This window comes from Catenuloplanes japonicus (assembly GCF_000717135.1).
Taxonomy (GTDB): domain Bacteria; phylum Actinomycetota; class Actinomycetes; order Mycobacteriales; family Micromonosporaceae; genus Catenuloplanes; species Catenuloplanes japonicus.
In genome coordinates this window covers 112,892-127,120 of record NZ_JNXY01000013.1, presented here as the reverse complement: position 1 = coordinate 127,120, position 14,229 = coordinate 112,892, and the positions used below count along the sequence as shown (strand labels likewise).

The window sequence follows — 14,229 nt, the reverse complement described above, 5'->3', positions numbered from 1 at the left end:
GTCTCCCCCTGGGTAGGTTGCCCTCACACTCCCATAGACGATCGTGACAACGGTTACGTTGCAGGCATCGATTACCGAAAATCCCGCGATGGGGGTGAAACCGGCGCTTCCACCGCTTCCAGACGGTCCGCGACCAGGTTGATGACGCCCTCGGACTTCTCCAGGATTCCGCGCACGAGCAGCGCGGAGCTGGTCCGGGCCGCCCGCCGGTAGCGCGCCCACAGGCCCGGTGAGCAGGTGACGTTGAGCATGCCGGTCTCGTCCTCCAGATTGATGAAGGTGACACCACCAGCGGTCGCGGGGCGCTGCCGGTGCGTGACGATGCCGCCCGTCAGCACGCGCCGGCCGGCCTCCACCTGCTTGAGGCGGGCGATCGGCACCGCGCCGGCCGCGGTCAGCCGCTCCCGGATGAACTGCACCGGGTGCGCCTCCGGGGAGAGGCCGGTGGCCCACACGTCCGCGTAGAGCCGGTCGACCGCCTCCATGCCGGGCAGCGGCGGGGCCTCGGGCGCGCCCATCGGGAGCCGGTCCGGGCGGTCCTGCGCGACCGCGCCGGCGGCCCACAGCGCGGCGCGGCGGTCCATCCCGAACCCGGCGAACGCGTCCGCCGTGGCCAGCGCCTCCAGCTGCCCCGCGGTGAGCCCGACCCGGTGCGCCAGATCCGACATATCTCGAAATATCCCGTTTTGTTGGCGCTCGGTGGCGATGCTCTCGGCCACCCCGTCGCCCAGCGAGCGCACGCTCGACAATCCCATCCGCACCACCGGTCCGCCCAGCCCCCACGTGTGCGGCGGCGATCCCGGCCCGCCCCCGCCCCACACCGTGCGCGGCGTGGACTCCAGCGTCGCCCCGGCCCCGCTCAGGTTGATGTCCGGGCGGCGCACCTCCACACCGTGCCGCCGCGCGTCGTCCACCAGCGACTGTGGCGAGTAGAAGCCCATCGGCTGCGCGTTCAGCAGCGCGGCGCAGAACGCGGCCGGGTGGTACCGCTTCAGCCACGCGCTCGCGTACACCAGGTAGGCGAAGCTCATCGCGTGGCTCTCCGGGAACCCGAAGCTGGCGAACGCGGACAGCTTCACGTACAGGTCGTCCGCCAGCTCGCCGCCGATCCCCCGCGCGGCCATCCCCGCGTACAGCCGCTGCTTGAGCCGTCCCATCCGCTCCGCCGACCGTTTCGACCCCATCGCGCGCCGCAGCTGGTCCGCGCCGGCCGCGTCGAACCCGGCCACGTCGATCGCCAGCTGCATCAGCTGCTCCTGGAAGAGCGGCACGCCCAGCGTCTTCTCCAGCGCGTTGCGCATCAGCGGGTGCGGGTAGACCACCGCCTCCTTCCCGTTCTTGCGCCGGATGTAGGGGTGCACGGAACCGCCCTGGATCGGACCGGGCCGGATCAGCGCCACCTCGATCACCAGGTCGTAGAACTCGCGCGGCTTCAGCCGGGGCAGCGTGGCCATCTGCGCGCGGCTCTCCACCTGGAAGACGCCGACCGAGTCCGCGCGGCAGAGCATGTCGTAGACCTCGGGATCGTCCAGCGCCATGGCGCTCAGATCAAGATCAAGATCGATCATGTCGTACGCGTAATGCAGCGCCGACAGCATGCCGAGCCCGAGCAGGTCGAACTTGACCAGGCCCACGCTCGCGCAGTCGTCCTTGTCCCACTGCAGCACGCTCCGGCCCGCCATCCGCCCCCACTCCACCGGGCAGACCTCGATCACCGGGCGGTCGCAGATGACCATGCCGCCGGAGTGGATGCCGAGGTGCCGGGGGAAGGTCTGCAGCGCGTTCGCGTACTCGACCACGTGCTCCGGGATCTCCTCCACGTCGACGGCCGCGACCGAGCCCCAGCGGTCGATCTGCCGGCTCCACGCGTCCTGCTGACCGGGCGGGAACCCGAACGCCTTCGCGATGTCCCGGACCGCGGACCTGGGCCGGTACGAGATCACGTTCGCCACCTGGGCCGCGTACTCCCGTCCGTACCGCCGATAGACGTATTGGATGACCTCCTCGCGCCGGTCCGATTCGATGTCGACGTCGATGTCCGGCGGCCCGTCCCGCTCCGGCGCGAGAAACCGTTCGAACAGCAGCCGCCACCGCACCGCGTCCACATTGGTGACCCACAGTGCGTAGCAGACCGCCGAGTTCGCCGCCGACCCTCGCCCCTGGCAGTAGATGTCGCTCCGCCGGCAGAAGTCCACGATGTCCTGGACGATCAGGAAATATCCCGGGAAATCGAGCTTTTCGATCATGTCCAGCTCGCGGTGCAGCTGCACGTAGGCGTCCGGCGCGGCCTCCGGCGGGCCGTAGCGGGCCAGCGCGCCACGCCAGGTCAGCTCGCGCAGCCAGCTCATCTCCGAGTGCCCGTCCGGCACCGGGAAGTCCGGCAGCTCCGGCGCCACCAGATTCAGGTCGAACGCGAGGTCCGCCGCGAACTCCACGGTCCGCCGCACCGCGTCCGGATGGTGCCGGAACCGTGCCGCCATCTCCGCGCCGCTGCGCAGGTGCGCGGTCCCGGCCGGCGGCAGCCACCCGTCCATCTCGTCCAGGCTGCGCCGCGCCCGCACCGCCGCCAGCGCGGTCGCCAGCCGCCGTCGTCCCGGCGTCGCGTAGTGCACGTTGTTCGTCGCCACGGTCGGCAGGCCGTTCCTCGCCGCGAGCGCGGCCAGCGCGTCGTTGCGCACGCCGTCGAACGGGTCCCCGTGGTCGATCAGCTCCACCGCCACGTTCTCCGCGCCGAAGTTGCTCACCAGCCGGTCCAGCTCCCGGGCGGCCGCGTCCTCCCCGTCGTACAGCAGCGCGGACGGCACCGTGCCCTTCCGGCACCCGGTCAGCACCAGCACGTTCCCGGCCAGCTCCGCCGCGACCGCCTCCAGCGAACCGTAGTCCGGCCGCCCCTTCTCGCCACCCCGCAGATGCGCCCGGCTGATCGAGGCGGCCAGCCGGGCGTACCCCTCCGGCCCGTGCGCCAGCACCAGCAGATGCTCACCGGCCGGATCCGCCTCCCCGTTCTGCGGCCCCGGCAGATCCAGCGACAGCTCCGCCCCGAAGATCGTCGGCAGCCGCAGCTCCTTCGCCGCCTCCGCGAACCGCACCACGCCGTAGAAACCGTCATGATCGGTCACGGCCAGCCCGGTCAGCCCCAGCCGTACCGCCTCCTCCACCAGCTCCTCCGGGTGACTCGCCCCGTCCAGGAAGCTGAAGTTGGTGTGACAGTGCAGCTCCGCATACCCGACCTCCCCCTCCCCTCGCTCGATGCCCTCCGGCGCCTCGTACCCGCGCCGCTTCCGCGTCCACGCCGGCGAGTCCCCGCCGTCCGCATCCACCGCCAGCGGATCCACCACGTACCCGCCGGACAACTTCCGCTCCAGCTCCGACCACGGCACATCCGGATTACTGAACCCCACCCCGCCCCTCCACCCCTGCTCCCGGCCTTCACGCCGCCCGCTCCCGCCGACGCCGCACCGCTCCCGCCCTAAACCCCAAACCCCATTTCTTCCCGCTTCCGGCGTGGTCCGGCCCGCATGCTCCCGCGGGCAAACCTCCGGCGTTCGGAAGACTCCGCCGGCGCTCCGCTTCCGATCGCCGATCGGAGCCGGTTCGCGTCACACGGGCAAAAGCCGCGATTCCCGCACCCCACCCACCACCCGCGGCGCGACGACATCGCGAACACCCCGCACACGCCATCCACCACTGCACAAAAGGCTTGCCGGCCCCACCGGGCTGCAAGGCTGATCGGGCACTCCGTGCCCGAAATTTCGGCTTATCCCAGCGTCTGGGGGATGAGTACTCGACATGGAGTGAATGCCGGGCCGACGGAGGTGATCGGAGGCGCTCATCGCGGGTGATTCGCGTGCTTTCTCCGCGATCCGTCGCGTGGGAAGGCGACGGATCGGCGGGGCTTGCCGCAACGGTGCGTTGCGGGAAAGGGCTTTGAGCTGAAAAACGCGAAAAGCACACACCGGGCAGCCGGGCGGAAGGTCAGTCATAGAGCGCCTCCACGAACCAGCGGCCACCGGCCAGGGAGAGCAGGAGCGCGGTACCGCCGGCCAGCGTCACCTGGAAGCGGACACGGCGATGGGCCTCGGCGGGCGCCCACCAGCGTTCGTCGACCGGCCAGGGGCCGGCCCAGGCGATGATCTCCATCGCGGTTCCGCCCTCGGCCGTCAGCAGGGCGGGATCACCGCTGAGCTCAAGGCGGCCGCTGACCCGGACCTCCTGGCCGGACGCGTCGTGGACCAGAGCACGGCCGGGCTTCGCGGGGACCAGCGCGGGGGCCGGGGCCAGCAGACTGCCGGGCCAGCTCGGACGTGACCTCCGCGGTGCCGTCCTCGTCCGCATGGGGCCAGCCGCCTCTGCGGCGAGCCGCGCAGGGCCGCTCACCTCGGGGAACCGCGCGGGGCCGGCCGCCTCGACCGGGAGCGCGGGGGCGACGCTCACCATCGCCCGCTCCTCCGCGTCACCGCGTTCCGGCAGCGGGGACGGAGAAGCGACCGCGGCGAGGGTCTTAGGACGCAGCGGCAGCACGTCGGCCAAGCCTCCCGGCACAGCCGGTCCCTCCACCGCCGGTGCCCCTTCCGCCGCGGGCAGCCTTTTCATCGCGGGCGGCGATTCCGTCACAAGCGAGTCGGCCGCGGGCGGCCCCTCCGTCACGAGTGGCGGCGCGACGGCTGTCGCCTGGGGGCGGCTTTCACGGCGTACCCCCGGATCGGGGGTTTGGGGTGTGAGGAGTTCCGGCGGGACGGGCTGGGGCGGGGGTTTGCGCGCGCGGCGGCGGGCGGCGGGCGGCGCCGGGTCGGGCGTGAGCGGGCCGGGACGAGCGGGGGTGCGCTCGTCGCCCCAGGGGATCAGCGTGACCGCGTCAGCGGGGGAACGGCCGCCGGCCAGGACCGGAGTGACGACGGAGTCCGGGCCGAGCAGTCCCTGGACACGGCTCAGCGCGCGGTGGGCGCGGCGGCGTTCCTCGCCGGTCTCGCCCCAGAGGCCGGGCTGCTGGCCGGCGTGGGCGAGCACGCCCTCGGGCGTGAGCGTGAGGCGGATGATGCCGGAGGTCGGGCGCGGCGGCGCGGGAGCCAGGCCGGTCGCGGGGCGGCGGCTGGTGCCGGTGAGCCAGCCGTCGAGCTGCCAGCGGACCCGTTCCGCGATCGCGGGTGCGGTGAGCAGGCCGTCGTGGCGCCAGACACGGCGCAGTTCCTCGCCACGCTCGGTGACCGCGGTGATGCCGAGACGCGTGCAGGCCAGGCCGTGCGCGGCGAGGCGGTCGTGCAGGTTCTCCGCGAGGGTACGGGCGGCGAACGCGGCCACGTCCACCCGCCCCAGCGGCTCCTCATAACTGTCGGTGACCTCCAGGTCCGGCGGCGGCTGCCGGACCGCGAGCGGGCGGTGGTCGCGGCCGGCCGCGAGCCGGTGTGCCAGCGACGCGTCGAAGCCGAACCGGGCGAGCACGTCCGTGGCGGGCAGCGCGGCGAACGCGCCGAGCGTGCGGATGCCGAGGCGGCGCAGCATGTCCGCGAGCTGCGGGCGGTCCAGCGTCTCCACGCCGAGGCCGGCCAGGAACGCCGGGGTGCCGCCGGGCGGGACGATGACGCCGCGTCGGGCCGCGAGCCCGGCCGCGAACGTGCCGTCCGCGATGCCGGCCTGCGCCTCCACGCCGTAGGACGTGGCGATGTGCTCGACGATGATCTCCGCGGCCCGTTCCTCGCCGCCGAAGTAGCGGGCCGGGCCGCGGGCCGCGAGCGCGCAGGCACCGGGGCGCAGCACCTCGACGCCGGCCGCCCGCTCCTCGACGGCCGCGACGACCGGCTCGAACGCGCGCGCGTCCCGCCCCTCGTCCCACTCGATCACGGTCAGGCCCGCGCACCGGCTCTCCGCTTCGCGTTTGCGCAGGCCACGGCGTACGCCCTCGGCGCGCGCGGCCTCGCTGCACGCGATCACCCGGTTGGATCTCAGCACCGCCACCGGTCCGGTCGCGGGCACCCCCTCGGCGATCTCCGCCGCGGCCACCGGCCAGTCCGGGCACCAGAGCAACAGCGTCCGCAGCGCGTCCCCGCCGCTCACGGCCCGACCAGCGCGAGTGGCGGACGGCCCGCGGACGTGGCGGGCGGGTCGGCGGATGTGACGGTGGTGGCGCCGGGGGTGCCGGCGACGACCGCGGTGAAGCGGGCGGACGCGGAGGGCAGCCAGACCCGGATCTCGCGGGGGCGGGCGGCCGCGCCACGGCCGGTGGCGGAGATGGTGAGGCGGCGGCGGGTGAGGCGGCCGCGGCCCTGGCCGAGACCGTCCCAGGCGCCGTCGGTGATCTGGAGTGTGACGTCCGCGCCGGTCCAGGCGCCGTAGGTGACGAGCACGCTGCCACGCTGCCGGGCACGGGCCGCGAGCCGATCGGTGATCACGGTGGAGACGCCGTCCGGCGCGGCCGCGACCACCACGTCGACGCCGTCGATCAGCGCGGCGACCACGGTCGGCCACTCGGGACCGGGGTACGGCACGAGCGCCAGCCGGTCCAGCACGATGCCGGCCTCGGCGGCCGCGAGCACGCCCAGCGCGGGAACGCCGACCACCGCGCACCAGGATCCGGCCCGGGACGCCTCGGAGAGCAGCGCGAGCATCAGCGAGGTGCCGCCGCGCGCGGGCCGGGCCGTGTCCACCGCGACGGTGCTGCCCCGCCGCAGCCCACGACTCGGCAATAATCCACCTAATTCGGGCAGCACCGGCAACAGGCGGTGCGCACCGGACTCGTCCATCTCGCTGGCCGGCCGCACCAGCTGTGCCAGGGCAGACCCGAGCACCATCCGGCCCGCCATGTCACCCTCAGCTGTTCGATCTGTCGTTCCCAGGCCGCTTCCGCCATCCGGCCCGCGATGTCACACGTGCGCACCGGCGTGCGGTCAGGCTGCGGCCAGGCCGTCGAGGGAGGGCTGGTGGGCGACGCCGAGCGAGGCCTCGATCACGGCCACGAACTGCTCGGCCGCGCGCAGCAGGTCGTCGGCCTCGCGGGCGGTGACCACGCGGGGGATGCCGGCCTCGGCCGCGGAGCGCTTGGCGGCGCCGAGCGCGAAGTAGGTGGCCCACTCGCCGAGCTCCGGCGCGACCAGCACCAGCAGCTCCCACACGCTGGTCACCCGGTTGCGGCGGGCGGGTGCGGGACGGGCGCGGGCCGCGAGCACGGCCGCGGCGGCGCGCAGTGCGGCGAGGTGGGCGGCCGCGTAACGCAGGCCGTCGGGACGGGTCCGGGCCGCCTCCTCCAGGCCGCGCCGGGCGATCGCCAGCAGCTGGGCCGGGGTGCGGTGCGGCAGCATGTGCGCCGGGACGGTGGGCACGTGGTCTGCGTTGCTCGCCATGAGTCTGACCTCTCCGCGTGTAGTGACGCGACCTTCTGCATTCGTCCGGCCGGTGCGCCGGCCGGACGCGCTGCTTCCCCACATCACATCCGGCCGGCACCCGCGTCGGCTGGTCCGTCGTCCGCCACCCGGGGGTCGAGGGTGGCGGACGACGGCCCTGCCTGTGTTGCGGAACCCGGCTCGCGAAACCCGGGAACCGCCACGGTCTCCGCGGGACCGCGATCGGGGTCGGCGCCGCGAATCGCCTCACCCGATCAAGTTAGAACGGGTGTTCTAACTCCTTGAGACAGTACACCCCGGGTACGACAAAAACGCAACGGTGCGATCCAGCCCTTGATCAGGAGGAAGTCTGATCTTCGGAGGAGCGCCGGGCGCGGCGGCCGCGGGCCAGTTCCGTGCCGAGCGCGTCCAGCCGCTGGGTCCAGAACGCGCGGAAGTGCTCCAGCCACGCGTCCACCTCGCGCAGCGGCGCGGGCTCCACCGCGTAGAGCCGCCGGGTGCCCTCCGCGCGCACGCGGGCGAAGCCGTGCTCGCGCAGCACCTTCAGATGCTGGGAGACCGCCGGCTGGCTGATGCCGAACTCGGCCTGCACGACCGCGCCGATCTCGCCGGCGGCCCGCTCGCCGTCGGCCAGCAGTTCCAGAATCCGGCGGCGGACCGGGTCGCCGAGAATGTCGAACGCGTGCACGCACTGAAGCTAGCAAGACGTTCTTATATAAGTACATGCTGAAACTCGGCCGCGCCCGCGCCGGTCGTAGCCAGGGGTTACTAGGCTGTGCTCCCAGGAACCACCTGATCGCATCGTGGGAGACAAGTCATCGTGATCTTGGGTATCGACATCGGCGGCTCCGGCATCAAGGGCGCGCCGGTCGACATCGAGGCCGGCACGCTGCTGGCGGACCGTTTCCGGGTGGAGACGCCGCAGCCCGCCGACGTCGCGCGGGTGGCCGAGGCCGTCGGCGAGGTGGCCGCGAAGTTCGGCGCGCCGGACCGGGTCGGCGTGACCTTCCCCGGCGTGGTGGTGCGCGGCGTCACCAAGACCGCGGCGAACGTCGACAAGTCCTGGCTCGACGCGGACGCGGCCGGCCTCTTCACCGAGGCGATCGGCCGCCCGGTCACCGTGCTCAACGACGCGGACGCGGCCGGCGTGGCCGAGATGCGCTTCGGCGCCGGCCGTGGCGTGACCGGCACCGTACTGATGCTGACGTTCGGCACCGGCATCGGCACCGCGCTCTTCGTCGACGGCACGCTGGTGCCGAACACCGAGCTCGGCCACCTGGAGCTGGACGGCGTGGACGCGGAGACGCGCGCGGCCGACCGCGCCCGCGAGACCGAGGACCTGTCCTGGCCGGACTGGGCCGCACGGGTCGAGCGCTACCTGCGGCACATCGACATGCTGCTGCAGCCCGGCCTGATCATCATCGGCGGCGGCGTCAGCAAGAAGTCGGAGAAGTTCCTGCCGCTGGTCAAGCTGCGTACCCCGGTGGTCCCGGCCCAGCTGCTCAACAACGCGGGCATCATCGGCGCGGCCGCGCTGGCCGCCGAGGCGGTCTGACCTCACCGTGCGGGCCGTCGTCTTCGAGGAGTTCGGCGCGCAGCCGGCGGTGCGCGAGGTCCCGGACCCCGCGGCCCCGGCCGGCGGCGCGGTGATCCGGGTCGAGGCGACCGGTCTGTGCCGCAGCGACTGGCACGGCTGGCGCGGGCATGATCCGGACATCCGGCCGCCACACGTGCCCGGCCACGAGTTCGCCGGCGTGATCGAGACGGTCGGCGCCGGCGTGACCGGGTGGGCCGCGGGCGACCGGGTGACCGTGCCGTTCGTCTGCGCGTGCGGCCGGTGCGACTCCTGTCTCGCCGGTGATCAGCAGGTCTGCGAGCGTCAGACGCAGCCCGGCTTCACGCACTGGGGCTCGTTCGCCGAGCTGGTCGCGATCGAGAACGCCGAGGTCAACCTGATCCGGCTGCCGGACGCGATCGGCACGGCCGCGGCCGCGTCGCTGGGTTGCCGGTTCGCCACCGCGTTCCGGGCCGTGGTCGCGCAGGGCCGGGTCGCGGCCGGCGAGTGGGTGGCGGTGCACGGCTGCGGCGGCGTGGGACTGTCCGCCGTGATGATCGCGCGCGCCGCGGGTGCCCGCGTGGTGGCCGTGGACCCCTCGGCCGGTGCGCGTGAGCTGGCCCGGCGGCACGGTGCGGACGTGGTGCTGGAGGCGATGGCCGGCGAGGACGCGGTGGCGGCCGCGATCCGGGACCTGACCGGTGGCGGCGCGCACCTGTCGATCGACGCGGTCGGCAGCGCCGCGACCTGTGCGAGCTCGGTGCGCAGCCTGCGCCGCCGGGGCCGGCACGTGCAGGTGGGGCTGTTGCCCGCGGTGTCCGGCGCGCCGGCCGTACCCATGGATCGGGTCATTGCTCTGGAACTGGAGCTGCGGGGCAGTCACGGGATGGCCGCGCACGCGTATCCGGCGCTGCTGGAGCTGGTGACGTCCGGCACGTTGCGGCCGGATCTGCTGGTGGCGGACACGATGGGGCTGGCGGAGGCGGCGGACGCGCTCACCACGATGGATCGTCCCACGGTGCCCGGCGTCCGGCTGGTCGATCCCCGAATCTAGATCAACTGTCCTCAGATCATTCACAGCTGGGACCAAGGCGGAGCAGATCCTCGGGGCGCATCGTCGTTCTCATGACCGACGCGATGCACAGCCAAGAGCAGATCAACACCACGCAGCGGTACGCCGAGGGCCCCGTCGCCCACTACCCGGCGCACCCGGTCGCCGCCCACCCGGTCGCGCACACCTACGCCGCGCCGTCCTACGCCTACCCTGCTCCGGCCTACGGCGCTCCGGCCGCGCCGCCCGCCTCGCTGTCGCCGCTCGGACTGCCCGCCGCTCCCCCGGCCCCGCCCGCGCCGCCGGCCCCGCCGCTCTACCCGCCGATGAGCGGTGGCCCGGTCGGTGGCAACGGACGTCCGCGCCGCCGGCGCCGCACCGCGCTGGCCGCGGCCGCGTTCGCGCTGGCCATCGCGGCCGGCACCACCGGCGGCGTGATCGGTAACGCGCTCGGCGGACCCGGCACGACCACCACCACCGCGTCCGGGTCCACCGCGTCCACCGCCATCGCGGCCGGCACGATCACCACGCTGAGCGGCGTGGTCGAGGCCGTCGCGCCCAGCGTGGTGACGATCAACATCCAGAGCGGGCAGAGCGCCGCGCTCGGCTCCGGCGTGATCCTCAGCGCGGACGGCCTGGTGCTGACGAACAACCACGTGGTCGCGGACGGCGGCACGATCACCGTGGACCTGGCGGACGGCCGCACCGTGCCCGCGACGCTGGTCGGCACGGACGCGGCCCACGACCTCGCGGTGATCCAGATGCAGGGCGTCTCCGGCCTGACCGCGGCCACGCTCGGCGACAGCGACTCGCTCACGGCCGGTCAGACCGTGCTCGCGTTCGGCAGCCCGCTCGGGCTGGAGGGCACGGTCACGTCCGGCATCGTCTCCGCGCTGCACCGGGAGACCACGGAGGACACCGGCGAGCAGCAGCCGCAGAGCCCGTTCGGCGGCGTCGCGCAGCGGCAGCAGGGCAACACGCTCACCGACCTGATCCAGACGGACGCGGCGATCAACTCCGGCAACTCCGGCGGCGCGCTCGTCGACACGGCCGGCCGGGTGATCGGCATCAACGTGGCGATCGCCACCACGGGTGACTCCACCGGGAACATCGGTGTGGGATTCGCGATCCCGATCAACACCGCGAAGACCGTGGTCCAGCAGATCACCGGCTCCGCCGTCTGATCCCCGGTTCCGTTAGGGGGCCTTCCCCCTGTTGTGTCCCCGCCCGCGACGCATATCGTGTGCGGGATGAGCACCAGCACCCCTCCGCGGCGCGCCTGGGTGGAAGAGGTCATGGGCATGCCCGTGAGCGTCCACCTGCGCGGCCCGGGAGTGGACTCCGACGAGGTCGCCCAGCACGTCGCCGGCGTCTTCGTGGAGCTCCGGGCCGTGGACGCGATGTTCAACCCGGCGCACGCTGACAGTCAGATCGCCCGGCTCAACCGCGGCGAGATCGACTTCACCGGCTGCCATCCCGCGATCCGCACCGTGCACGGCCTCTGCGAGGAGGCGCACACGCGCACCGACGGCTTCTTCAACCCCTGGCTGCCCGACCCCGAGGCCAAGGGCGGTTATCGGTACGACCCGTCCGGCCTGGTCAAGGGCTGGGCGGTGCAGCGCATCGCGGAGCGGCTGACCGATCTGGACGGCCACGACCTGTGCCTGAACGCGGGCGGTGACGTGGTGCTGACCACCGTGCCCGGCCACCCGGTCTGGCGCGTCGGCATCGAGGACCCCGCGGAGCCGAACCGGATGCTGCGGGTCTGCGCGATCGCCAGCGGCGCGGTCGCCACCGCCGGCGCCGCGCACCGGGGCGGGCCGATCATCAATCCGTACACCGGGAAGGACACCACCGAGCTGCGGTCCGTGACCGTCGCCGGCCCGTCGATGCTGTGGGCGGACGTGTTCGCGATCGCGGCCGCGGCCCGGGGCGCGGACGGTCTCTCCTGGCTGATGAGCCTGGACGAGTACGAGGCGCTGGTCGTGGACGCGAACGGCACCGTGCGCACCACCAGCGGCTGGGACCGTCTGGTGCTCTCCACCAGCGACCCGAACCTCTACTCGCAGACCGCCTGATCGTGGCGGCGCTGACCACGCTGCACGTGTGGCGGGTGCCCCGGCGCGCGCTCGGCGGCGCGATGCTCCGGATGGCGCTGGACCGTCGCCGGGTGCGGGCGCTGCCCGGCGTGCGCTTCGCGAAGCTGCTCGGCACCGGGACCGGCGCCACGTTCGGGCCCGGCGACGCGGACCTCACCCGCTGGGCCGCGCTCACGGTGTGGGACAGCGCGGCGGACGCGGCCGGGTTCGCGGGCTCGACGGTCGGGCGGGCGTGGGCGCGGCTGAGCACCGCCTCGGCGCGGCTGGATCTGCGTCCGCTGCACAGCCGGGGCACGTGGTCCGGTCGTACCCCCTTTGTGCCGGAAAATGGTCCTAAAACGGACGGGCAGGTGCTGGCGTTGACCCGGGCCCGGCTCGCCCCGGCCCGCACGCTCACGTTCTGGCGCGCGATCCCGCCGGTCGCGGCCGCGTTGCACGAGGCGGAGGGCGTGCTCAGCAGATTCGGCGTCGGCGAGGCACCGATCGGGTGGCAGGGCACCATCAGCGTGTGGCGGAGCACGGCAGATCTCATGGAATTCGCGTACCGTCACCCGGAGCACCGCGCGGCGATCGCGCGCACGCCCACAGCCCGGTGGTATGCGGAGGAGCTCTTCGCACGCTTCGCGGTGCTGGACGTGGCGGGCGAGCGAGCGGTGCTCGACTGATGGCGAAGGGATGCGGGGGACGATGAGGCTCGTGCCGTGGACGCCGGACGACCTGCTCCGCCGGATCGACGACGTGATCACCGTGTACGGCGAGGCGATGAACTACCGGGCGGAGCTGCTCGCGGCCCGGCGCGGTTACGTGGCGACGCACGCGCGGCGGCCCGGCTTCCGCGCGGTCGCCACGCTGACCAAGGACGGGCACGTGGCCGGGTTCGGCTACGGCTACACGTCCGCGACCGGCCAGTGGTGGCACGACCAGGTGCGCGGTGCGCTCGGCGAGCAGGACCGCAAGACCTGGCTGAACGACTGCTTCGAGGTGGTGGAGCTGCACGTCAGCCCGCCCGCGCAGGGTCACGGCATCGGCGCCCGCCAGCTGCGCGCACTGCTGACCATGGCCGAGGGCGGCGCCACGCTGCTGTCCACACCGGAGGCACCGGAGACGGAGTCGCGCGCGTGGCGGCTCTACCGGCGGTTCGGGTACGTCGACGTGCTGCGCGACTTCCACTTCCCGGGTGACGAGCGCGCGTTCGCGGTGCTGGGCCGGGAGCTGCCGCTCCCCGCCGACCACCCGCTGTGACGGTGCGCTGGATACCGCTGGGCGTCCTGGTCCTGGCGCAGATCTGCTACCCGCTGACGCGCGGCGACGTCCGTACCGGGCTGACCGTTGCGACCGTGGTGCTCGGCTTCGCGATCTCCGTGGGGCACGCGGCCGTGACCCGGGGCGTACGGACCGCGGGCGCGCTGGTGGTGGTGGCCGCGGGCGGCGGGCTGCTGGTCGAGGCGACCGGCGTGCACACCGGGTTCCCGTTCGGCGGGTACGACTACTCCGGCCAGCTCGGCCCGAAGCTGCTGGGCGTGCCGGTGATCATCCCGCTGGCCTGGGCCTGGATGGCGTGGCCGGCGTGGCTCTCGGCGGGGCGGGTGGTCTCGTCGCCCGTGCCGCGGGTGCTGCTGGCCGGCGCGGGGCTGGCCGCCTGGGACCTGTTCCTCGATCCGCAGATGGTCGCGGCCGGGCACTGGGCCTGGGACTCGCCGGAGCCGGCGCTGCCCGGGGTGCCCGGCATCCCGGTGACGAACTACCTGGGCTGGCTGCTGGTCGCGATCGTGATGGCCGGATTTTTATCTGTTTCTACGGATAAATCGGTCGATGGTGTGGTGGATGCGCCGATGTACGGGCTCTATCTCTGGACGTACGGGTCGTCGATCATGGCGCACGCGGTCTTCCTCGGGCTGCCCGCGTCGGCGGCGTGGGGTGCGATCGGCATGGCCGTGCTGGCGATCCCGCTGGCGGCCACGCTGTTCCGCGCGAAGCGCTCCAGCGGGCTCCCCGCGAAGCGCTCCAGCGGGCTCCCCGCGAAGCGCTCCAGCGGGCTCCCCGCGAAGCGCCCGGACGGCGTTCCCGCGACGCGCCCGGACCGGTCCGGCACGAACGTCTCCGTCGGATCCGACGGAGACGGCGCCGACGCGGAGGCCCCGGACGCTCCCGCCGGGGACGCGCACCCGTCCGGCACCGCCGCGCGCTGAG

Annotated in this window: 10 protein-coding genes and 2 pseudogenes; 7 read left to right on the top strand and 5 right to left on the bottom strand. The window is 73.5% G+C overall.

What is annotated here, in order from left to right; all coding sequences use genetic code 11:
- Positions 1-71: 71 nt before the first annotated feature.
- The 5 genes and pseudogenes from OP04_RS20010 to OP04_RS19990 all read right to left on the bottom strand — a co-directional run bounded on the left by OP04_RS20010 (position 72) and on the right by OP04_RS19990 (position 8,022).
- On the bottom strand, positions 72-3,401 hold the full coding sequence (locus OP04_RS20010) for an error-prone DNA polymerase (protein WP_033341266.1): 3,330 nt from the start codon (positions 3,399-3,401) through the stop codon (positions 72-74).
- Between the two features lie 1,392 nt (positions 3,402-4,793).
- A pseudogene (locus OP04_RS56990) lies at positions 4,794-6,051 on the bottom strand (DNA polymerase Y family protein); the annotation flags it as partial.
- A complete protein-coding gene (locus OP04_RS20000) occupies positions 6,048-6,797 on the bottom strand; it encodes a hypothetical protein (protein ID WP_232323656.1) in 750 nt (249 codons plus the stop codon). The gene OP04_RS20000 and the pseudogene OP04_RS56990, both read right to left, overlap by 4 nt.
- Positions 6,798-6,881: 84 nt before the next feature.
- The gene (locus OP04_RS19995; protein WP_033341264.1) at positions 6,882-7,334 is read right to left on the bottom strand and encodes an SAV_6107 family HEPN domain-containing protein; all 453 of its coding nucleotides are present in this window, start codon (positions 7,332-7,334) and stop codon (positions 6,882-6,884) included.
- A 337-nt stretch (positions 7,335-7,671) separates the two neighbouring features.
- A complete protein-coding gene (locus OP04_RS19990; RefSeq protein WP_033341263.1) occupies positions 7,672-8,022 on the bottom strand; it encodes an ArsR/SmtB family transcription factor in 351 nt (116 codons plus the stop codon).
- A 132-nt stretch (positions 8,023-8,154) separates the two neighbouring features.
- Here OP04_RS19990 and ppgK point away from each other — a divergent pair, with 132 nt between their 5' ends.
- The 7 genes and pseudogenes from ppgK to OP04_RS19955 form a co-directional block, all read left to right on the top strand.
- Positions 8,155-8,889: a polyphosphate--glucose phosphotransferase gene (gene ppgK / locus OP04_RS19985; RefSeq protein WP_232323655.1), complete on the top strand. Its 735-nt coding sequence runs from the start codon at positions 8,155-8,157 to the stop codon at positions 8,887-8,889.
- 7 nt (positions 8,890-8,896) lie between these two features.
- Entirely contained in the window at positions 8,897-9,943 is a 1,047-nt protein-coding gene (locus OP04_RS19980) for a zinc-dependent alcohol dehydrogenase family protein (RefSeq protein WP_033341261.1), read from the top strand.
- A 71-nt stretch (positions 9,944-10,014) separates the two neighbouring features.
- Positions 10,015-11,124 carry a S1C family serine protease gene (locus OP04_RS19975; RefSeq protein ID WP_051798363.1) on the top strand — a complete coding sequence of 370 codons (1,110 nt, stop codon included), beginning with the start codon at positions 10,015-10,017 and terminating at the stop codon, positions 11,122-11,124.
- Positions 11,125-11,190: 66 nt separating this feature from the next.
- Positions 11,191-12,018 (top strand): FAD:protein FMN transferase, encoded by an 828-nt coding sequence (locus OP04_RS19970; RefSeq protein WP_051798361.1) that lies wholly within the window; start codon positions 11,191-11,193, stop codon positions 12,016-12,018.
- A gap of 62 nt (positions 12,019-12,080) precedes the next feature.
- Positions 12,081-12,704 carry a monooxygenase gene (locus OP04_RS19965; RefSeq protein WP_232323657.1) on the top strand — a complete coding sequence of 208 codons (624 nt, stop codon included), beginning with the start codon at positions 12,081-12,083 and terminating at the stop codon, positions 12,702-12,704.
- A gap of 22 nt (positions 12,705-12,726) precedes the next feature.
- Positions 12,727-13,281: a GNAT family N-acetyltransferase gene (locus OP04_RS19960; protein WP_033341260.1), complete on the top strand. Its 555-nt coding sequence runs from the start codon at positions 12,727-12,729 to the stop codon at positions 13,279-13,281.
- Positions 13,278-14,066, top strand: a pseudogene (locus tag OP04_RS19955) (carotenoid biosynthesis protein); the annotation flags it as partial. The gene OP04_RS19960 and the pseudogene OP04_RS19955, both read left to right, overlap by 4 nt.
- Between the last annotated feature and the right edge of the window lie 163 nt (positions 14,067-14,229).

Coding starts and splice junctions, on each gene's coding strand:
- OP04_RS19965 (WP_232323657.1), top strand. CDS start 12,081: ATGCTCCGGATGGCGCTGGACCGTCGCCGGGTGCGGGCGCTGCCCGGC.
- OP04_RS20000 (WP_232323656.1), bottom strand. CDS start 6,797: ATGGCGGGCCGGATGGTGCTCGGGTCTGCCCTGGCACAGCTGGTGCGG.
- OP04_RS19960 (WP_033341260.1), top strand. CDS start 12,727: ATGAGGCTCGTGCCGTGGACGCCGGACGACCTGCTCCGCCGGATCGAC.
- OP04_RS19970 (WP_051798361.1), top strand. CDS start 11,191: ATGAGCACCAGCACCCCTCCGCGGCGCGCCTGGGTGGAAGAGGTCATG.
- OP04_RS19995 (WP_033341264.1), bottom strand. CDS start 7,334: ATGGCGAGCAACGCAGACCACGTGCCCACCGTCCCGGCGCACATGCTG.
- OP04_RS19975 (WP_051798363.1), top strand. CDS start 10,015: ATGACCGACGCGATGCACAGCCAAGAGCAGATCAACACCACGCAGCGG.